Origin of the sequence: uncultured Luteimonas sp. (assembly GCF_947492465.1) — a bacterium.
Classification (GTDB): Bacteria; Pseudomonadota; Gammaproteobacteria; order Xanthomonadales; family Xanthomonadaceae; genus Luteimonas.
In genome coordinates this window covers 1-19638 of record NZ_CANLNF010000012.1, presented here as the reverse complement: position 1 = coordinate 19638, position 19638 = coordinate 1, and the positions used below count along the sequence as shown (strand labels likewise).

17 protein-coding genes are annotated in these 19638 nt (G+C 71.8%); 2 read left to right on the top strand and 15 right to left on the bottom strand.

Features of this window, described 5'->3' with window-relative positions:
- The first annotated feature begins 17 nt into the window (after positions 1-17).
- Together map and pyrF are read left to right on the top strand one after the other, a co-directional pair.
- Positions 18-776, top strand: coding sequence for a type I methionyl aminopeptidase (gene map, locus Q0863_RS17320; RefSeq protein ID WP_298581385.1), 759 nt, complete (start codon positions 18-20; stop codon positions 774-776).
- Entirely contained in the window at positions 773-1588 is an 816-nt protein-coding gene (pyrF, locus tag Q0863_RS17315) for an orotidine-5'-phosphate decarboxylase (RefSeq protein WP_298581383.1), read from the top strand. The genes map and pyrF overlap by 4 nt, the downstream gene beginning before the upstream one ends.
- Positions 1589-1636: 48 nt before the next feature.
- Here the strand turns inward: pyrF and Q0863_RS17310 are convergent, their stop codons facing one another.
- The 15 genes from Q0863_RS17310 to Q0863_RS17240 form a co-directional block, all read right to left on the bottom strand.
- A complete protein-coding gene (locus Q0863_RS17310) occupies positions 1637-2479 on the bottom strand; it encodes a glycosyltransferase family 2 protein (protein WP_298581381.1) in 843 nt (280 codons plus the stop codon).
- Complete coding sequence (locus Q0863_RS17305) at positions 2479-3372, bottom strand: glycosyltransferase (RefSeq protein WP_298581379.1); 894 nt, start codon at positions 3370-3372, stop codon at positions 2479-2481. Before Q0863_RS17305 ends, Q0863_RS17310 begins: the two co-directional genes overlap by 1 nt.
- Before the next feature lie 28 nt (positions 3373-3400).
- Positions 3401-5617 carry a type II secretion system secretin GspD gene (gspD, locus tag Q0863_RS17300; protein WP_298581377.1) on the bottom strand — a complete coding sequence of 739 codons (2217 nt, stop codon included), beginning with the start codon at positions 5615-5617 and terminating at the stop codon, positions 3401-3403.
- Positions 5618-5626: 9 nt separating this feature from the next.
- Positions 5627-6442 carry a hypothetical protein gene (locus Q0863_RS17295; protein ID WP_298581375.1) on the bottom strand — a complete coding sequence of 272 codons (816 nt, stop codon included), beginning with the start codon at positions 6440-6442 and terminating at the stop codon, positions 5627-5629.
- Positions 6432-7046 (bottom strand): type II secretion system protein GspM, encoded by a 615-nt coding sequence (gene gspM / locus Q0863_RS17290; RefSeq protein ID WP_298581373.1) that lies wholly within the window; start codon positions 7044-7046, stop codon positions 6432-6434. Before gspM ends, Q0863_RS17295 begins: the two co-directional genes overlap by 11 nt.
- Entirely contained in the window at positions 7027-8211 is a 1185-nt protein-coding gene (locus tag Q0863_RS17285) for a PilN domain-containing protein (protein ID WP_298581371.1), read from the bottom strand. The genes gspM and Q0863_RS17285 overlap by 20 nt, the downstream gene beginning before the upstream one ends.
- 5 nt (positions 8212-8216) lie before the next feature.
- Complete coding sequence (locus tag Q0863_RS17280) at positions 8217-9059, bottom strand: type II secretion system protein GspK (RefSeq protein WP_298581442.1); 843 nt, start codon at positions 9057-9059, stop codon at positions 8217-8219.
- A 20-nt stretch (positions 9060-9079) separates the two neighbouring features.
- Entirely contained in the window at positions 9080-9757 is a 678-nt protein-coding gene (locus Q0863_RS17275; RefSeq protein ID WP_298581369.1) for a prepilin-type N-terminal cleavage/methylation domain-containing protein, read from the bottom strand.
- A gap of 365 nt (positions 9758-10122) precedes the next feature.
- Complete coding sequence (locus Q0863_RS17270; protein ID WP_298581441.1) at positions 10123-10560, bottom strand: prepilin-type N-terminal cleavage/methylation domain-containing protein; 438 nt, start codon at positions 10558-10560, stop codon at positions 10123-10125.
- Between the two features lie 92 nt (positions 10561-10652).
- Positions 10653-11087 carry a GspH/FimT family pseudopilin gene (locus tag Q0863_RS17265; RefSeq protein ID WP_298581366.1) on the bottom strand — a complete coding sequence of 145 codons (435 nt, stop codon included), beginning with the start codon at positions 11085-11087 and terminating at the stop codon, positions 10653-10655.
- 71 nt (positions 11088-11158) lie between these two features.
- Positions 11159-11578: a type II secretion system major pseudopilin GspG gene (gene gspG, locus Q0863_RS17260; RefSeq protein ID WP_298581440.1), complete on the bottom strand. Its 420-nt coding sequence runs from the start codon at positions 11576-11578 to the stop codon at positions 11159-11161.
- 322 nt (positions 11579-11900) lie between these two features.
- Positions 11901-13118, bottom strand: coding sequence for a type II secretion system F family protein (locus Q0863_RS17255; protein WP_298581364.1), 1218 nt, complete (start codon positions 13116-13118; stop codon positions 11901-11903).
- Positions 13119-13179: 61 nt separating this feature from the next.
- On the bottom strand, positions 13180-14928 hold the full coding sequence (gene gspE, locus Q0863_RS17250) for a type II secretion system ATPase GspE (RefSeq protein ID WP_298581362.1): 1749 nt from the start codon (positions 14926-14928) through the stop codon (positions 13180-13182).
- Between the two features lie 192 nt (positions 14929-15120).
- Positions 15121-17049 carry a S8 family serine peptidase gene (locus tag Q0863_RS17245; protein ID WP_298581361.1) on the bottom strand — a complete coding sequence of 643 codons (1929 nt, stop codon included), beginning with the start codon at positions 17047-17049 and terminating at the stop codon, positions 15121-15123.
- 180 nt (positions 17050-17229) lie between these two features.
- Positions 17230-19638 (bottom strand): YadA-like family protein (locus Q0863_RS17240; protein WP_298581359.1); only part of this gene is annotated, 2409 nt, incomplete at its 5' end.

Genomic DNA, 19638 nt, shown 5'->3' with positions numbered 1-19638 from the left:
TCCGGCGAGGGCCGTCCATGACCATCGAGCACCAGAGCGAACTTGACGGCCTGCGCCGCGCGGGCGCGCTGGTGGCATCGGTGCTGGCGTCGATGCGCGAGGCCGCCGTGGCCGGGACGCCGACGCGTGAGCTGGACGCCTTCGGCGCCGGGCTGCTGTGCAGCGCCGGCGCGCGCTCCGCCCCGCAACTGACCTACGGCTTTCCCGGCGCCACCTGCATCAGCGTCGACCGCGTGGTGGCGCACGGCATCCCGGACGACACTCGGCTGCGCGACGGCGACCTGGTCAACATCGACGTGTCGGCGGAACTCGACGGCTTCTTCGCCGATACCGGCGCCCGCTTCGTCGTCGGCCAGGCCACGCCCGCGCAACAGCGCCTGCTCGACGCCACCCGCGAGGCGCGCGACGCGGCCATCGCCCAGCTGCGGCCGGGCGGACGCCTGAACGGCATCGGCCGCACCATCGAGGCCGTGGCCTCGCGCCGCGGTTTCCGCGTGATCCGCAACCTCGGCAGCCACGGCGTCGGCCGCGCCCTGCACGAGGAACCGGGCCACATTCCCGGGCATTACGTCGCGGGCGATGCGCGCCGGCTCCACGAAGGTCTGGTGATCACGATCGAACCCTTCCTTTCCACCCACTGCAGCGCAGCCGACGAGGCGGCGGACGGCTGGTCGCTGACCTGCCGGCGCGGCCACGGCGCGCAGTTCGAGCACACGGTGGTGGTGACCGCTGCCGGACCGATCGTGCTGACCGAACCCTCCGGGAGACCCGCATGAACTTCGTCGACAAGCTCCGCCGACGCTGGCGCGATGCCGACAGCCTGCTCTGCGTCGGGCTCGATCCGGACCCGGCGCGATTCCCCGAGGCGCTGGTGGACGATCCGGACGCGCTGTTCGACTTCTGCCGCGACATCGTCGACGCGACGGCGGAGTTCGCCTGCGCGTTCAAGCCGCAGATCGCCTACTTCGCCGCGCACAACGGCGGCGAGGCGGCGCTGCAGCGGCTGGTCGCGCACATCGACGGCGCGCATCCCGACGTGCCGGTGATCCTCGACGCCAAGCGGGGCGACATCGGCAGCACCGCCGAGCAGTACGCGGTGGAGGCCTTCGACCGCTACGGCGCCGACGCCGTCACGCTCAATCCGTACATGGGCCGCGATTCGGCCGAACCGTTCCTGCGCCGCGACGACCGCGGCTGCATCTTCCTCTGCCACACCTCCAACCCCGGCGCGCGCGACTTCCAGGAACTCGAGGTCGACGGGCGACCGCTGTACCAGCACATCGCGCGCACCATCGCGCAGGAGTGGAACGCGTCCGGCAACTGCGCGCTCGTGGTCGGCGCGACCTTCCCGGAGGAGCTGAAGGTGATCCGCGGCATCGTCGGCGACATGCCGCTGCTGATCCCGGGCGTGGGCGCGCAGGGTGGCGACGTGGAGGCCGTGGTGCGCCACGGCGCCAGCGCCGACGGCACCGGCCTGATGGTCAACTCCTCGCGCGGGATCCTCTACGCCTCGTCCGGCGCAGGCTACGCGGACGCGGCCGCCGCCGCGGCACGCCGCCTGCGCGACGCCATCAACCGCGTCCGCTGAGCGGGTGCACCAACCGCCGCGCCGGGTCCGGCCGTGGCGTGGCCCGGGTCAGCCCGCCATCCATTGCCGCGCCGCCGCCAGCGGAAAGCGCAGCCAGATCGCCGCCCACACCGTCATCCGCGTCGTCCAGGCGACCTGGCCGGATTCGAACTTGCGGAAATAGCGCCACAGGCCGCGATGTTTGTGCCATTCGACGAACAGCGGCCGCGAACGGCTGGACACGCCGCGCAGGTGCAGCACGCGCACCGCATTGGCCACGGCGATGCGCGCGCCGGCCTGGCGCGCGCGGCGGCACAGGTCCAGGTCCTCGGCGTGCAGCCGGTAGCCTTCATCGAAGCCGCCGATGCGCTCGAACAGCGCGCGCGGCATCAGCATCAGCGCACCGGACACCGCATCGACCGGCTGCAGCGCGATGGCGTCATCCGCGGCCACGCCCAGTTCGCGCGCGGACCGGTCCTGCAGCATGGCCACGAACGCAGGATCGCGGCGCCGCGCGGCGGCATCGCGCCGGTCGTGCTCGTCCACCAGGTCCGCGCCGAGCAGGCAGTCGCCGCCCATCGCGACGGCATGACCGAGCAGTCGCGACAGCGCGTCGCTCTCGAGCAGGCAATCGGGATTGACGAAGGCAAGCCAGGGCGCGTCGCTGTCGCGCGCGCCCTGGTTGCAGGCGACCGAGAAGCCGGGATTGTCCGGGTTGCCGATGAAATGCAGCCGCGGATCGAGCGAAGCGTGGCGCTGGACCAGGGCCAGCGTGGCGTCGGTCGAACCGTTGTCCACGATCCGGATCTGGCGCACCCCGTCCGCCGCGCGCAGCCGCGTCAGGCATTCGTCGATGGTGGCCTCGCTCTGGTAGCTGACCACGACGGCGGCGATGCCGGAGTCGGCCGACATCAGTGCGGCCTCCGCGGATCTTCGGTTGCGGAATCGGCCGCGTCGTCATCGCCGGGCGGCGCCGGGAACAGTTCCTGCTGCAGCTGCGGACCGCCGGCCTCGGCGTGGCGCTGGCCCAGCTGCTCGCGCGCCGCGTGCAGCGGGTCCTCCATCAGGAAGTGCGCCAGCCGCGCATGCCAAGCCGGCCAGCGCGCGCCCAGCGCGTCCATGTCGCCTTCGGCCGCGCCGCCCTCGCCGCCGCGCGCGACGAAGGCGGTTTCGCACAGCACGTTGCGCCAGCCCAGGCCGGACAGGCGCAGGCACAGGTCGATCAGCGCGGCGTACCAGGACCCGTAGCTGGCCGCGTCCAACCCGCCGGCCTTGCGCCGCGCGGTTCCGCGCAGCAGTACCGCATGCGCAACCGCGGCCGGCAGCTCCGGATGCAGCGGCGGCATCGCCGCGCAGGCGCGCGCGATCCGGCCGGGATCGGCCGGCGCCGGCGTGATCTCGCCGATCCGCGGCCAGGCCGCGACTTCGCCGGCGTTGCACCAGGGCGTGGCGCTGGCGATGGAAGCGTCGCGCGCGAAGCAGGCCGACAGCTGCACGGCCCAGCCCGGCGCCGGCACGGCATCGGGCGCGAGTACGATCGCGTCGGCATCGCCGCAGGCGGCGAGCATCTGGTCGATGTGCGCGACCTCGCCCACGCGGCGGTCGCGGCGAGTGTAGTCGGCCTGCAGCGGCGTGTGCGCCAGCCAGCGTTCGATGATCGCCAGACCCCGCGGCCCGGCCTGCGCGTCGTCCGCCAGCCAGACGCGCGTGCCGGCGGGCGTGCCGGCATCGAGCGCGGCCAGGCAGGCATCGAGCGCGTCGTCGTCGGCGCCGACCGGCAACAGCACCACCGGAACCTCAGCCATGCGCGTCCCCACACGCGTCCACGGCCGGTCAGTCCTGCGGCGTCCGGTGCAGCGGCTCCATCGCGCGGAAGCGGCGGCTGTATTCGTCGGTCAGGCCGCGGGCCTCGGCGTTGTTGCGGACGATGCGCGCGGTGATCAGCACGATGGTCTCGCTGCGCGATGTATTGGAGCGCTGGGTGCCGAACAGCGCGCCGAGCACCGGGATGCGGCTCAACCCGGGAATGCCGCCGGCACCGCGCTCGACGCCGTCGGTGATCAGGCCCGCCAGCATGACGGTGTCGCCGTCCTGCGCAGCCGCCTCGGTCTTGAGCCTGCGCGTGGTGATCCGGTAATTGCCGTTGTTGTCCGGCTGGCCGGCTGGCGCGCTGATCTCCTGCACGATATCCAGGAACACGGTGCCGTCCTGGGTGACGCGTGGACGCACCTTGAGGATGGTACCGGTTTCCAGGTACTGCACCGAGGTGAGGCTGTTGTCGCTGCCGAGGATCGGGTTGACCGACACGGTCGAGACCGGGATCCGGTCGCCGACGTTGAACTCGGCCTCGGCGTTGTTGCGCACGAACACCGACGGCGTCTGCAGCAGCCGCACGTCGGACACGCTGTCGAGCGCGCGGATGATCGCGGCCGCATCGTTCTTGGCCAGGGTCCAGGCGAGACCATTACCGGCCACGCCACCGATGCTGCCAGCCAGCGTGCTCCAGCTGCTGGGGCCGCCATCCGCCGGCGACGGGAACGCGGGCAGGCCGTTGTCGGTCATGGCGCGCTCGATGAACCACTGCACGCCGTATTCGAGGTCGCCGGATAGCGTCACCTGCGCCACCTGCGCCTCGATATGCACCTGCAGCGGCATCACGTCGAGCCGTTCGATCACGTCGCGGATCGACTTCCAAGCCGCCGGCGTGGTCCGCACCAGCAACGCGTTGGTCTCGTCCAGTGCCGACACGCCAACGCGATCGCCCTCGACCTCCAGGGTCACGCCGCTGGCACCACCGCGGTCCTGGCTGAGCGAGAGGGAACTGCCACCTCCTCCCAGGCCACCGGACCCGGAGCCGTCCATGCCCGAATCCGAGGACATCGAATCGCTGCCGTCGAGCTTGGCGCCATCGCCGCCAGTGCCGCTGCCGATCGTCGCCGGCGACAGTCCCGGCATCAGCGAGGCGCCGCCGTCGCCGCCACCCGAGCCGCCACTGCTGCCGCCGAACACCTCGGCCAGGCGCTGGGCCAGGTCTCGCGCGCGGATGTACTTGAGTTCGTAGGAATACAGCCGGGCACCCGCACCGGCGCTGTCGATGCGTTCGAGCCAGTCGCCGATGTCGTCGAGGTAGTCGGGCTGCGGCGTGATCACCAGCACCGCGTTCGCGCCTTCCAGCGGCATGAAGCGGAACATGCCGGCGACCGGCGACTTGCTCTGTTCGCCGAACACCTTCTCCAGGTCGGCCACCACGCGCGTGGCCTTGCCGCTCTGCAGCGGGAACACGCCCACCGACATGCCCGACAGCCAGTCCACGTCGAAGATCTCGATCGTGCGCAGGTAGTTCTCCAGCTCCACCCGCGAGCCGGACACGGTGATGGTGTTGCGGCCGTTGTCGGCCGCGACGATGGCGTTGGGGCGCGCGTAGGGTTCGAGCACCTTTTCCATCTCGGTGGCGGAGATGTAGCGCAGCGGCACCACCCGCACCTCGAAGCCGCGCGCGGCCGCGGCGCCGCCGGTGCGCGGGGCCACCGTGCCCGACGGCAGCGCCGCGTCGGCCGGCACGATCTGGTACATGCCGCCGCTGTAGACCATGCGCGCGTTGTTGTCGGCGAGCGCGCGCTCGAGCAGCACGTAGGCCTGTGCCGGGCTGACCGTGCGCGGGGTGGCCAGCGTCACCGTGCCCTGCACGCCCGGGGCGATGGTGTAGTTCTGGCCCAGCATGTCGCCGAGGATGGCCTTGACCACCGCGTGCAGCGGCTCGCCCTCGAAGTTGAACGAGGCCTCGCCGCTGCTGCCGCCGAGGTTGGGCGGCGGGACGGCGGCCACGCCCTGGTTGATCACCTGGCCGTTGCCGCGGCGGATCTGCGCGCGCGGGCCTTCGTCCTCGTCCTGCAGCGGCTCGGTCTGGATGCCGGCCTGGCCGGGGCCGGCCGCCGCGGGCGGGCGCGGCTGGCCGCGCGAGAGCGTGGGCGGCGGCATCGAGGCGCAGCCGGCCAGCACCATGGACAGGAACGCCGCGACGGCGGATTGGCACAGGGATCGTGAAGTCATCGGCGCAGTCTATTGGTTCTCGTTGGCGGGCTGGCCAGCACGCGCCCGGTCTTCCTGGCGCAGCCGGGCGCGGCGTTCCTCGATACGGCGGCGAATCATCTCCACCTGTTCCTGCGCCGCCTGCTGCTGGGCCGCGGTGGAAACGGCGTCGGCCTGGGCCGCGGCGCCGGCATCCGCCTCATCGTTCTTGCCCGGCGCCTGCGCTCCGCCCGTGGCGCGAGGCGTCGCCGCCATGTCCGCATCGGCCGTCGCGGCCGGGGCCGGTGCGCCGGCAGCGGACGCAGCAGCAGGCGTGGCCATCGGCGTCGGCGCCTGGCCGCCGGTGCCGTCGAACACGCGCAGCTCCAGGCTGCGTTCGCCGTCGGGGCCGGCGAACACCGCGCCGCGGGCCGCGACCGACTGCAGCACCCAGCCCGGTGCGGATCCCGGCGCGTCGCCCAGCTTCACCCGCACCGGCTCGCCACCGCCGGCCGGCTGCAGGATCACCATCTGCAGGGTGGGCGTGCGCAGCACGCTGCTGAGCACATAGTCGAAATCGTTGGTGGCGCCCTCGGCCTCGCCCATCGGATCGATCACGAACGGCTGCGGCCGCCGGTTGTCGGTGAACAACGGCCGCGCGGCGATATCGCCGTACTGCGTGAGCGGCCCCAGGCGTTCCTGGCCGGGCGCGGCCGGTTCGGGCAGCGCCTGGCGCAACGAGGGATCGTCGTCGAGCCGGTCGATGCTGCCGCCCATGCCGAACATCGCCAGCACCCACACGCACACCGCCCATCCGGCCAGGCCGGCCAGCAGCCAGGTGCGCGCGCCGACATCCTCAGCGCGCATCGGCGGCCACCGTCGCTGGACCCGGCTGCAGGTAGCCGTACAGATCGAAACTCGCGTCGACGCCGCCGCCGCTGCCCTGGTTGCCGCTGAACTGGTAACGCTGGGCGAGGATGTTGAGGTTGTCGACGAACAGCCGCGGCGAGCCGCTTTCAAGCGAATGCAGCACGGTGGCGAGCTCGGCGTTGCCGCAGGTCAGGCGCACCTGCACGGTGGCGCGAGGGAAGCGCTGCTCGCGCGGATCGTTCATCGGCTGGCGGTTGCTGATCGCGCAGCTGCGGTTGCCGGGACTGGCCTGGGCGACGGCCTGTTCCAGGCGCTGCACCAGGGCCGAGGTCGCCAGCTGCACGTTGCCCTCGGCCATGAAACCCGGTGCGCTGCCGGCGGCCGCGCGCGCGGCGTCCAGCCGCTCGCGCACCTCGGGCGCCTGCTGCAGGCTGGTGCGGGCGCGCAGGTCGCGCTCGCGCAGGCCCTCGATGCGGGCATTGGTCTCTAGCAGCGGCACCGTCCACCACGGATGCACCAGCAGCAGGTAGGCGAGCACGAGCACGCCGGCCAGGATCGCCAGCGCCAGCCAGCGGTCGCGGCTAGTGACCTCCGGCTGCACCGGGCGCCTCCGCGGGGGGCACCGCGGCGCCAGGGCGGGTCTCGGCCACGGTCAGCGTGGCGGTCAGGGTGAAGCGGTCCATGCGCGTGCGCGGATCGGGCTGCAGCGCACCGGCCAAGGTCGGCTCCGACCACAGCGGCGAACCCTGCAGCCTGGCGACCAGGGCCGAGGCTTCGCGGCTGAGGCCGATCAGCAGGATGCGGTCGCCCTCGACCGAGAGCTTTTCCAGGAAGGTGTCGTCGGGCAGGCGTCGGGCGAGTTCGTCCATCACTTCGACCATGGTCGGGCGGCCCGCCCGCGCGGCGCGCAGGAAGGCGCCGCCCTCGATCAGGTCGACCAGCTGGCGCCGCTCCAGCGAGGCGGCGCGCGCGCGCTCCACCTCGGCTTCGACCTGCCGGGCGAAGAAGTCCGCCGCCGCCTCGCGGTTGGCGAGCATCTGCCACATGCCCGCCGCCAGCGCGAGCACCGCGACCAGCAGCAGCACCAGGTTGCGACCGCGCGCAGGATCCTCGCGGTGCCGGCGCGCGGCGCCGCTGGCGAGGTTGACGCCGAGCGGCGCCGCGCCGGCATCGGCCACGTCCACCCCGGCCACGGTCGGCGCCAGCGGGCCCAGGGCCGCCAGCGCCGCCGCGAGCGTCGCACGCGGCACCACCACCAGTTCGGCCTCGAGCTGGTCTCCGCCGCGGCGGCCGAGTGCGCGCGCGTCGTAGCTGACGTCGGCCGCGGTGAAGGGGGTCTGCCGGTCGATCTCGAAACCGAGCACTTCGCGCAGCCGGTCGCCCGCCGCCGCCGGCAAGGTCAGGCGCCGGCGCAGCACGGCGTGGCCGGGCAGCACCAGCCAGCGCGGGACCCGCGCCATCGCCGGCGACAGCAATCGTGCGAGCGGATCGCCCTGGTCCGCGGCGCCCGCCGGCATGGGCAGGTCGGCCAGCGTGCGGACCTCGTCGCCGCGCCACAGCGCCAGCCGCAGGCCTTCGCCGGTGGGCTGCAGCAGCAGGCGCTGCGGCGAGAGCCCGAACAGGTCGCGCACGCGCGCCGGCAGCCAGGCCGCCAGCGAACGCGTCCACCACTGGCGGAAGCCGCGCAGGCGCGGGCGCAGCGAGCCGTCGACACGGCGCAGCCCGCCGCGCAGGCCGGACGAAGCGTCTACGGATTGTTCGACCACGGCCATCATCGCGGCGACGCGCCCTCCTCCCATCTCATGACGGTGAATGCCGATCCGGGCACGCCACTGGGCCCCAGCCGGATCACGGCGCGCAGGACGGATTCGCGCCCATCCCTGAGCCGTGCATGGCTGTCGATACTATACGTGCCGCTGCCGGCGCCCACGAACGAGGCATCGCCCGGCTGCGGCGGGCGTTCACGCCCCGCCAGCACGGTGGCGGCGTCCACGCCCATCGACTCGAGCACCTGCGGCGTGGCGAAGCGCGCGTCCGCCACCGGCAGGCCGCTGAAGATGGTCAGGTGCGGCACCAGGCGCGCGAACAGCGCCGGGGTCATGCCCAGCACCTGTTCGACTTCGGCGACGGTCTCGAAGGGCGCGTCCTTGGCGCCCCAGGCCAGCCCCGCGGCGGCGTACTGGGGATCCTCGGCGCCGCCCTGGACCTGGGTGAGGTCGTCGTCGTCGCGCCAGTCGACGATCGCCGCGGCAATCGCGTCGGCCTGCTGCGGCGTGGCGCCGACCACGCGCATCAGCGCCGACAGGCTCGCGGCTTCGGCAGCGTTGAGATCGAGCTTGCCGGACTCGTCGACGATACGCACCTCGATCTCGGCAGTGCCCAGCTGCCAGCGATACGGACGGCCGTCGGGCAGCCATTGCAGGCGCGGATCGGGCACCGACACGCGCGTGGCCGCGTACTCCAGCCCCGCGCGCGCGGCCTGCGCGGCCACCACGCCGCTGCCCAGCGTGCGGCCCTGCAGGTATTCGGTACGCGCGGTCATCGCGAAGGCGCCGATCAATGCCGCCAGCAGCGCGGTCAGCCACAGCACCAGGATCAGCGCGGCGCCGCGCATGACAGGGCGGGCGCGACCTCTCACGGCACCATCCCGCCCATGCGCTGCGGCAGCATCACCACCAGCGGTGGCCACGTCCCGCCGCCGCGGCTGGCCAGTTCCACCGACACCTGCAGCGGCAGCATGTCGACCTGCTCCCAGGTGTCGGTCCATTCGCCGAGCAGGCCGTCCTCGCCCAACCCGCGATAGCGGAAGCGCGCCTGCGCCAGGTCGGGCACCAGGGTTTCAGGCGGGCGCGCCTGCCGGTCCTCGATGATCGCGCCGCTGGCCACCATCGCGAACGAGACGGCCAGCCGCGACCCGCCCTCGCCGTCCAGCACCGCGACGTCGTGCAGGTGCGGCCCGCCACGGCCGAGGTAGTCGGGCAGGTCGGCGACGAAGCGCATCCGATCGGGCTCGCCGATGAAGCGGATCATGCGGCCGCTGCCCTCGTCGATGGCGAAGGCGATGGGCGTGGCCTGGGCGAGGCGTCGGCGCAGGAAACCATCGACCGCGCGCATGCGTTCGCTGCGGGCGGCGATCACCTCGCCCCGCTCCACCGTCGCGGTCGTCGCGCGCAGGGTGGCGAAGGCCAGCGCCAGGCCGAGCGCGAGCAGGGTGGTCGCCAGCAGGACCTCGATCAGGGTAAAGCCGCGCTGCGAGTTGCCCACCGTCGCGAGCGGAACGGGGCCGCCGCCGCGCCCCCGGCAACGCTTCATCGCGACACCGGTGGGGCCGTCGCCGCGCCGCGAGCGGCTTCCCCCCGCGACGCCGGTGGCGCCGTCGCCACGGCCGACATCGGTGAATGGCCCACAGGCAGCCCCGGGATCCCAACCGCGTCCCGTACCGACATCGGCACGTCGCAAACCTAGCTTCGTTCCCGCACCAGCCCGCTGCCGAAGGCGCGAGAGGGCGCCGGCGCGCAGGCTGAAGCGGGCCTTCGCACAAGAAGACCCGCCCACGCTGGCAACCCCCGCACTGGCCGTGGCTTCCCCGTCAGCCCGTAGCGGAGAGCCGGGGCGGCGGCGCGACAGCAGCCACGCCAGTCCAGCCGCGAATCCATGCAGACCGGGCATCGATTCCCTCATCCCGACAGCCCCGACGGATCGGGCTGCACCAGCCGCAGCGTGTCCAGCTGCAGGCGCTCGCGCGGCCCGCCCTCGCCCCAGGTCACCTGCAGCCGCAGCTGCAGCAGGCGCGGCGCGTATGGATCGGCGGGCTGTGCGGGCAGGCGTTCGGGATCCACGTAAGGCGCGACATCCAGCACCCACTGGTAGCGGCCGCCATCGAACTCGCCGTCGCGGCGTCCGGGCACGAGCACTTCGCCCACGCCGACCTGGTCGAGCAGCGACTGCGCATGCAGCACCGCACGCCCGCTGTCGGCGGCCCATCGCACCTGGCGCGTGCCACCGGACAGGGTGCCCAGCAGCAGGCTCAGCGCCAGCCCCATCACGGCGAAGGCGACGATGATCTCGAGCAGCGAATAGCCGCGCTGCGCGCAGCGACGCGCGCTGCGCGGCAGGCGGCCGCGGCGGGTGCGGGAACCGGCGCGTTCCAGGGCGGCGCGACCGCCCGCGCAGCGATTCCCCACCGCCACATGCGATGCACGCACGGTCATCGCCGCAGCTCCGCGCGCCGCAGCGTCACTTCGCCCGTGAGCCAGGCCACGTCGATGTTCCAGGCCGCATCGCGCATGCGCAGCTGCACGCGGCCGCCGGTCGAGGCGCCATCGGAAAAGAACACGATCGCGCCAACGCCTTCGGCCGGCTGCACCTCGCGCGCGCCTGTGAACTGCACGTCGAGCGATCCGCCCAGCTCGCCGCCGTGCCCGTCCGCGCCCTGCCAGGCGCGCGTCGCCGGATCGATGGTGAACTGCTGCGTGGTGCCGGTGGCGATCGCGCGGGTACGCGCGAAGCGCAGCTGCGCCGCGAGCTCACGCGCGCTTGAGCGCAGCTCCATGCGGTCGAACCCGCCGGTGAGGATGCCGGCGGCCAGCAGGCCGGTGGCCGCGACCAGCGACAGCACCAGCAGGATCTCGAGCAGGGTCATCCCGCGCTGCGACGCAGTCGGGCGCCCTGCACGGGGCAGCCGCCTCCTCACCGCGTCCGACGCCCGGGCCGTCAATCGTTGCGGATGTCCGCGTCGACGCTGTCGCCACCGGGCTTGCGGTCGGCGCCATAGCTGACGATGTCGTAGGGCTGGCCATCGCCCGGCGCGCGGTACTCGAGCGGCGTGTTCCACGGATCCTTGAGTTCGGAATCCTTCGCATACGGTCCCAGCCAGCCCACGCTGCCGCCAGGTTGGGTCACCAGCTGGTCGAGCGAGGCCGGCAGCGCGCCGGTATCCATCTCGAACTGGCTCACCTTGTCGGCGATGGTCTGGACCTGGGCACGCGCCAGGTTGACGCGCGCGCGGTCGCCGCCGCCGAGGATGCGCGTGGCCGCGAACGCGACGATGCCGCCGATCAGCACCACCACCAGGATGATCTCGATCAGGCTGAAGCCGCGCTGCGAAAAGCCGAACGACTCGCCAAAAATGATGCCGTCGCCACGGCTGACACCAATGAATCGCCCGCGCCCGGCGCTGTCCCGCTGCGAACCGCCGGACGACTTGCCATCAATGATGCCGTCGCCGCGCCGCGGGACACGCGCCGTAGCCGGGTTGATGATGCCGTCGCCACGGCTGACGCCAGAGAATCGCCCGCGCGCAACCTCCCGCCCTCGCACGCCGCCGAAAGACATCGCACCATCTGCGCCATCCCACCCATCGCGTGCCCGCCCCTCAACCCCATGCCGCGCCTGATATCGCCGATTTCCCATCACATTTCTCCAATTCATCGAATCCACCCGCACGAAGGCGCATCTAACCGATCACGCTCGTCAGGTCGTACACCGGCACCAGCACCGCCAGGATCACCGCCATCACCACCAGCGCCAGCACCATCGTCACCACCGGCACCAGCGCGGCCAGCATGCGGTCCAGCGCCTGACCGGTTTCCTGCTCGAAGGTGTCGGCGGTCTTGAGCAGCATCGCGTCCAGCGCCCCGGACTCCTCGCCGACCTGCACCATCTGCAGCGCCAGCCGCGGAAAACGCTTGCCCCGCCCCAGCGCCGCCGACAGGCCAACGCCGTTCTTCACTTCCTCCGCCGCGACTTCGACATCCGCCGCCAGCACGCGGTTCCCCACCACGGTCCGGCCGATACCCAGCGCCGCCATCAGCGGCACCCCGTTGCGCAACAGCGTCCCCAGCGTCCGCGCCAGCCGCGCGGTTTCCAGGCGCGCCATCATCGGCCCGACCAGCCGCAGCCGCAGCACCCATCCGTCGAAACGCGTGCGGAACGCGACATCGCGCAGGCGCCGGTCCAGCCACCACAGCGCCAGTGCCGGCACCGCCAGCAGCACGATCCACCAGTCGCGCACGAACAGCCCCAGCGCCAGCACGATCTTCGTGAACAGCGGCAGCGGCGCGTCCAGGCTCTCGTACATCGCGGCGAACTGCGGCACCACGTAGCCGAGCAGGAACATCATCGACAGGCCGACCATCACCAGCAGGATCACCGGATAGATCAGCGCGTTGACCACGCGTCCGCGCAACAGGCGGCTGCGCTCGAGATAGTCGGCCAGGCGCTGCAGCGTCTCCTCCAGGCTGCCGCCAGCCTCGCCCGCGCGGACCATGTTGATGTACAGGCGCGAGAAGGTGCCGTGCTGGCGTTCGAGCGCGCCCGACAGCGTGCTGCCGCCGCGCACCGCGTCGCGGACCTCGACGATCGTGCGCTTGGCGGCCGGCTCCTCCGGCAGTTCAAGCAGGATGGTCAGGGCGCGGTCGAGCGGCTGTCCCGCGCCCAGCAGCGTGGCCAGCTGCTGGGTGAACTGCACCAGGCGCTGCCCGGCGAATGGCTTCGGCCGCAGCAGCGACCGCCAGGACGCGCCGCCACCGCCCGCGCTGGCCAGCCGTGTCTCCACCGGCAGGTGGCCCTGCTCCTGCAGCCGCAGCGCCACCTCGCTGTCGCTGGCGGCCTCCATCTGCCCGTCCAGCGTCTCGCCGCGGCTGTTGAGCGCCTTGTAGCGGTACAGGGGCATCAGCCGCCCACGCCAGCGCAAGGGGATCGCCGCACGGCCGGCCGGAGGAAGACCGAAGGTCTCATGCCTCCTCCGTCACCCGCAGCACTTCCTCGATCGTGGTCACGCCCGCCAGCGCCTTGGCCAGGCCGTCCTCGTACATGGTGCGCATGCCGTTCTGGCGCGCGAGCTGCTCGAGTTCGCCCATGCCGGCGTGGCGCATCACCGCGCGCCGCAGCTCGTCGTTCATCACCAGGAACTCGACGATCGTGGTCCGGCCGAGGTAGCCGGTCGGCGCGATCGCCGAACCGCACGCGCGGTACAGGAAGATCTCGCCTTCGGGCTGGAAGCGGCGCAGGCCGAACTTCTCGATTTCCTCGGGCGATGCCGGGTACCGCTCGGCATGCGTGGGCTCCAGCTTCCGCACCAGGCGCTGGGCGAGGATGCCGTTGACCGTCGAGGTCAGCAGGTAGTCCTCCACGCCCATGTCGAGCATGCGGGTGATGCCGCCGGCGGCGTTGTTGGTGTGCAGGGTGCTGAGCACCAGGTGCCCGGTGAGCGCGGACTGGATCGCGATGCGCGCGGTTTCGAGGTCACGCATCTCGCCGATCATGATGATGTCCGGATCCTGGCGCACGATGCTGCGCAGGGCGTTGGCGAAGTCCAGCCCGATCTGCGGCCGCGCCTGGATCTGGTTGATGCCCTCGATCTGGTACTCGACCGGATCCTCGACGGTGATGATCTTGACGTCGGGCGTGTTGAGCTTGCTCAGCGCCGTGTACAGGGTCGTCGTCTTGCCCGAGCCGGTCGGGCCGGTGACCAGGAGGATGCCGTGCGGCTGTTCGAGCACGCGCTGGAAGGCGGGCAGGAAATCGCCGGTGAATCCGAGGCGGCCGAAATCGAACACCACCGTCTCGCGGTCGAGCAGGCGCATCACCACGCTCTCGCCGTGCGCGGTGGGCACGGTGCTCACGCGCAGGTCCAGCTCCTTGCCCTGCACGCGCAGCATGATGCGACCGTCCTGCGGCAGGCGGCGCTCGGCGATGTTGAGCTTGGCCATGATCTTGATGCGGCTGATGACCGCGGCGGTGAGGTTGCTGGGCGGGCTCTCGCCCTCCTCCAGCACGCCATCGATGCGGTAGCGCACCTTGAGCCGGTTCTCGAACGGCTCGATGTGGATGTCCGAAGCGCGCAGCTCGACCGCGCGCTGGATGACGAGATTGACCAGGCGGATCACCGGCGCTTCGCTGGCGAGGTCGCGCAGGTGCTCGACGTCGTCCATGTCGGCGCCGCCTTCGCCGTCGGCGGTCTCGACGATGGCGCCCATCGCGCTGCGGCCCTGGCCATGCCAGCGCTCGATCAGGTCGTCGATCTCCGATCGCAGTCCGACCACGGGTTCGACCGGGCGGCCGGCGGCAAGCCGCACCGCTTCGAGTGCGTAGCCGTCGTGCGGATCGGCCATCCACAGCTGCAGGCGGCCGTCCTGCTCGCCGATCGGACACAGGTGGAACTGCCTGAGGAAGCGCGCGCTCAGCGGCGGCGCATCGGACGGCATTTCGGGAGGCTCGGCGGGCATGTCCCGGGCCGCGAGCAGTCGCAGGTCCAGCGCACCGGCGCAGGCCTCGGCATGGTCGCGTTCGGACACCAGCCCCAGGCGCGAGAGCAGCGGCAGGATGCCGCCGCCGGTTTCTTCCTGCAGGCGGCGCGCGCGCGCCAGATCCACTTCCTTGAGCTGCTGGCGCTCGAGCAGCGCGGCGACGATGCGGTCCTCCGCGTCCTGCGCCACGGAGTCGCTGACGGGAGGATCGGGGATCGCGTTCACGTTCGGCATCCGTCGGGGGCCACGACTTTAGCAGTTTGTGCCGCCGGCGCTGCCGGATCCGTCCGCCGGCAGGCGGGTCGACAGAGCATATTCACGATCCGCGGCCGGTCCGCGTCGCCAACCGGGCCGGCGGCGGCGCATGCAAAAAAAAGCAGGAGCCCCGGCATGGGCCGGTACTCCTGCAATGACACACGTCGGCGATCAGTTGTGGCGAGCCTGCAGGCGCACGTTGCTGTAGGCGCGGGCGCCGACCAGCTTGATGTAGTAGGTGCCTGCCTGCGGCGAGTTGATCCGCACAGTCTCGTTGTTGCCTGGCCGGGTCGAACGGAAGTCCGCATCGGCATCCGTGGGTTCGGCCTCGAAGCTCACCAGCAGGTTCACGTTGCCGCTGCCACCGGTGGTGGTGATGCTCAGCGGGCCGCGCGCGCCCTCGGGCACGGTGATGCTGTACAGCGTCTCGCTGCCCGCGGTGCCCGACAGGCCGGTGACCGCCACGCCGTTGGCGATTGGCGTGGCGTCGGGAGCGCAGTCCACCTCGCACGGCGGTTCGATCGCCTTGGCCACCGCCGCGGCGGCGTTGACGATGCCCGGGCCGATCGGTTGCGAGGCCGAGGGCGCGACGGAGAACGGGCTTGCGGTGTCCTGGAGGATGTCGAGCACTTCGGCGGGCGTGAGCAGCGGCATGCCCGCATCCAGACGCGCGCCCTGCATCAGCGCGACCACGCCGGCCACGTGCGGCGCGGCCTGCGAGGTGCCGGCCGAGCCGCCGTAGCCGCCGTTGGAGCCGTCCGGTGCGATCTCGTCGGCCGGCATCGGCTCGGTGTCGCTGGGATTGACTGCCTGCCAGATGAAGCCGTCGTAGATCTGGGTGCCGCTGCCGCCGTCGTTGGCGTAGACGCCGCCGCCCGGCGCGGAGATCTCGATGCCATCGCCGTAGTTGGAGTAGAACGCGCGCCGGCTGGTCACGCCGTTGGAGGCCACCGTGATCACGCCGGGGCAGTTGCCGGGCGAATAGCCCGAGGTGTTCGCGTTCTGGTTGCCGGCGGCCACCACCACCACCGCGCCCAGCGCGTTGGCCTGGGCGATGGCGTCGGCCTCGTACGCGGTGCACTCGCCCGCGCCGCCAAGGCTGAGGTTGATCACCTGCGCCGGGTTCTCGTTCATCGGCATGCCTTCGACCTCGCCACCGGCCGCCCAGACGATCGCGTCGGAGATGTCGGTGTCGTAGCCGCCGCAGTGGCCGAGCACGCGGATGGGCAGGATGTTGGCGTTGTAGGCCACGCCGGTCATGCCGACGCTGTTGTCGGTGGCCTGCGCGCCCGCGGTGCCGGCGACGTGGGTGCCGTGCCAGGAGCTGTTGCGTTGCTGGCAGGTTTCGGCGCCGGGATAGCCGATGGTCCAGTCACCGAGATCCCAGCCGCCGGGCACGCGGTCGTCGGTGTCGCGGCCGGAGACGAAAGCGTCGGAGATGAAGTCGTAGCCCGCGTCGGCCAGCGTGGTGTCCACGTCCGGGTGCGCGGAGATGCCCGTGTCGAGCACGGCGATGGTCACGCCGTTGCCGTCGGCCAGGTCCCACGCGGCCGAGACGTTCGCGCCGCCGCGGTTGGGGCCACCGTCGAACGTCGCGCCGCCGTCGGGGGCGCGCATGTGCCACTGGTATTCCTGGAACAGCGGGTCGTTGGGGACGTAGGCCGGCTGCACGTTCGGCAGGCGCGCGATCTGGCGCAGGCGGTCCGGGCGCACCGACACCACGTTCGGGTCGGCCTTGATCTGGCGCAGCAGGGCGCCGGCTTCGACCCGGTCGAGACTGCGCGAGAGCTTGATGAGCTGCTGGCCGTTGGCGAGCGTGCGCACGTGGCTGGCGTTGGCGATGCGCCCCCTGGCCAGGCCCGAGCGGTTGAGCGCGCGGCTGAACGCGGCCACGCCCGCGCTGCGATCGGCCTTCTCGCGCGTACCGTCGCGGTACTGCACGACGAAACGATGGAACGACTGCTGGTCGCCGAGGCTGGCCGACAGGCTGGCCGTGTCCATCGCGAACTTCGGCTTCTTGGCGGCGGTGGCACCCGTCGCGCCGATGGCGGCGATGACCGCGACGGCCAGGGTGCAGGGAATGATGTTGCGCTTGCTCATGTGATGCCCTCTCGACGAAATGGATCAACTGGCGTGGGACAACGCGGGCGGATCCTCCGCACGCGTCGCAGGTACCGTCTCAAGCTGCAGCCGTCCCCGCGGCTGACGGACGCGCGGTGCGCACCAAGGGAACCGTGTTGTCGTGCCGGCAGGAGCGCACCGGCGCTCCCGCCCGAGCCATCACCAGCCGAAGCCGGCGCCGACGCCCACCGACTTCTCGTCGCCGCTGAACGCGCCGCCGATCGTCAACGTGGCGCGATCGCTGATCGCACGCTGGTAGCCCAGCGACAGTGCGCTCTGGCCGCCCTGGAAACCGACGCCGACGCCGACGCGGTTCTGGGTGCGGATGCCCGCAGCGCTCGTCGCCATGTTCAGCATCGCCGCGCCCATCGCGCCCTGGCGATCGATGCGGCGGTCCTGGTCGGTGAAGCGCTGCTCGAGCTCGGTCTGGTAGGCCGAGAAGCTGTCGCTCCAGGCGTCGAAGCGCTGGTCGGTGTAGGCATTTGCCGTGCTCACCGCCTGGGTGGCGGTCGACTCGAGCTGGGCCACGTTCACCGCATCGGTGGCCTGCGTGCCCGCCGCCACATTGGTGACCTGGCGTTCGTTGCCTGCGCTGCCGACCGACACGGTGTTGGCGCGATTCGCCAAAGAACCCTGACCCAGGGCGACCGATCCCTCCGCAGTCGCCGTCGAACCCTCACCTATTGCTGTTGCACCTGCTACCGCGCTGGCTCCTTCCCCCAGGGCCAGCGCCGGTGCCACACCATTCCCGGAAACATCAATATCTACCCGACCTGACCCCCGGCTACCGTTGCCGCTTCCATCCTGCATGGAAGAGTTCCCTGCGACGTCCGTTTCCGCAATGCGTCTGCCAGCAGAAGCGGTCCCCGGCGAGCCCACGCCCCCGTTTGCGGAATCACCCTCACCGGCCACCGTATCCTCATCCTCGGGCTCGAATGCCACATCATCTTCAATGGAGGCAGGTTCGTCCGGATCGACCTCTACTCCATCCGTACTACCAGATCCTCCGCTGTTCTGCCGAGCTGCCACGTCGGCTACGGTTGTCTCGAGTGCATCCATGCGACTCCCCAACCTGCTGATCTGGGCGTCCACCGCACCGAACGCGTCGCCGACGCTGAAGTAGGTGCTGCCCTGGATCATGAAAGCCGGTGCCGAGAGCGTCCCGAACGCCGTCACTTCCGAACCGCCACCGAGGATCTGCGCGGCGCTGTCGAGGGCGTCGTACATCTGGCCGCCGGTCACCGCATCCGTGCTGCCCGCGACGACGTTGCCGTTGGCCAAATTGGTGATCTGGCGCTCGTTGCCCTCGCTGCCCACCGAGACCGTGTTCTCGCGATCGGCCAGCGAGTCCTGGCCCAGCGCGACGCTGTTTTCGGCAGTGGCGGAAGCGCCGGAACCCAGGGCGGAGGAGAAGTCCGCCAGCGCCACCGCATTGCGGCCGATCGCCAAGCTGGTCGTCGCGGCGGCATTGGCGAATGCGCCGACGGCCGTCGAGAAGACGCCGTTGGCAGCGCTGCCCGAGCCGACGGCCACCGCCGCCGAACCCCAGGCTGCGCCCCCGGGGCCGACCACCACAGCGCCGTCGCCAACGGCGGTCGCGGAGGCGCCAAGCGCCACCGCGTACTGCCCGCTGGCGGAGGCGTTGAAACCGACCACGGTGGTCTGCGGAGCGAGCGCGAACGCGCCGCTGCCATAGGCCGACGCGCCTTGGCCCACGGCAGTGGCCGACTCGCCGGACGCGGTCGCGTACTCGCCTTCCACGTAGGCCGCGCTGTCGCTGTCGACACCGCCGCTGGCCGCGAAGTAGCGGGTGTGTTCGGTCGCCTGTTCCAGCTGGCCGACCGTCGCGGCGTCGGTGGCGGCGACGCCGTCGCTGACGTTGACGATCCGGCGCGTGGCCGGATGCGTGCCGCCGGTGCCGTTGCCAACCGAGACGACGTTGGCCTCGGTCGCCCGCGAACCGGCACCCAGTGCGACGCTGCTGGCGCCATTGGCCCAGGCATTCAGGCCCACTGCCGTGGCATTGACACCCGCGCCGTACACGTAGGCATCGCGGCCGATCGCAGTGCCGCCGGCCGCCGTCGCCCAGGACAGCTGGCCGATGGCGGTGGCGTTGTCGGCACTGGCCCGCGAGGAGCCGCCCAGGGCAGTCGTGTTCAGTGCGCTGGCACTGGCGCTGGTGCCCAGTGCAGCCGAGGCATTGCCGCTGGCGGTCGCGGTATTGCCGACCGCGGTGGCATTCACGCCCGAGGCGGTCGAGGAGATGCCCACGGCCGTGGTGCGGGTATTGCTGGCCTCCGCGCCATAGCCCAGCGCCGTGGAGAAGTCGCCGGTCGCCTCCGAGAATCCGCCCAGGCCGGTCGCGGCGAGGCCGGATGCGGTGCTGCTGTAGCCGATCGCCGTGGCCTGCAGGCCATCGGCCGATGCCGCCGCGCCGGTCGCGGTGCTGAACGCGCCGTTGGCCTGCGCGCCGGCGCCGAACGCGCTCGCGCCGACCTCCGACGCCGTCGTGGTCTGGTCGAGCAGCACTTCGCCCGTGTCCGGATCCTCGACGTACAGGCTGCCGCC

Coding starts and splice junctions, on each gene's coding strand:
- map (WP_298581385.1), top strand. CDS start 18: ATGACCATCGAGCACCAGAGCGAACTTGACGGCCTGCGCCGCGCGGGC.
- pyrF (WP_298581383.1), top strand. CDS start 773: ATGAACTTCGTCGACAAGCTCCGCCGACGCTGGCGCGATGCCGACAGC.
- Q0863_RS17310 (WP_298581381.1), bottom strand. CDS start 2,479: ATGTCGGCCGACTCCGGCATCGCCGCCGTCGTGGTCAGCTACCAGAGC.
- Q0863_RS17305 (WP_298581379.1), bottom strand. CDS start 3,372: ATGGCTGAGGTTCCGGTGGTGCTGTTGCCGGTCGGCGCCGACGACGAC.
- gspD (WP_298581377.1), bottom strand. CDS start 5,617: ATGACTTCACGATCCCTGTGCCAATCCGCCGTCGCGGCGTTCCTGTCC.
- Q0863_RS17295 (WP_298581375.1), bottom strand. CDS start 6,442: ATGCGCGCTGAGGATGTCGGCGCGCGCACCTGGCTGCTGGCCGGCCTG.
- Q0863_RS17280 (WP_298581442.1), bottom strand. CDS start 9,059: ATGCGCGGCGCCGCGCTGATCCTGGTGCTGTGGCTGACCGCGCTGCTG.
- Q0863_RS17275 (WP_298581369.1), bottom strand. CDS start 9,757: ATGAAGCGTTGCCGGGGGCGCGGCGGCGGCCCCGTTCCGCTCGCGACG.
- Q0863_RS17265 (WP_298581366.1), bottom strand. CDS start 11,087: ATGACCCTGCTCGAGATCCTGCTGGTGCTGTCGCTGGTCGCGGCCACC.
- Q0863_RS17255 (WP_298581364.1), bottom strand. CDS start 13,118: ATGCCCCTGTACCGCTACAAGGCGCTCAACAGCCGCGGCGAGACGCTG.
- gspE (WP_298581362.1), bottom strand. CDS start 14,928: ATGCCGAACGTGAACGCGATCCCCGATCCTCCCGTCAGCGACTCCGTG.
- Q0863_RS17245 (WP_298581361.1), bottom strand. CDS start 17,049: ATGAGCAAGCGCAACATCATTCCCTGCACCCTGGCCGTCGCGGTCATC.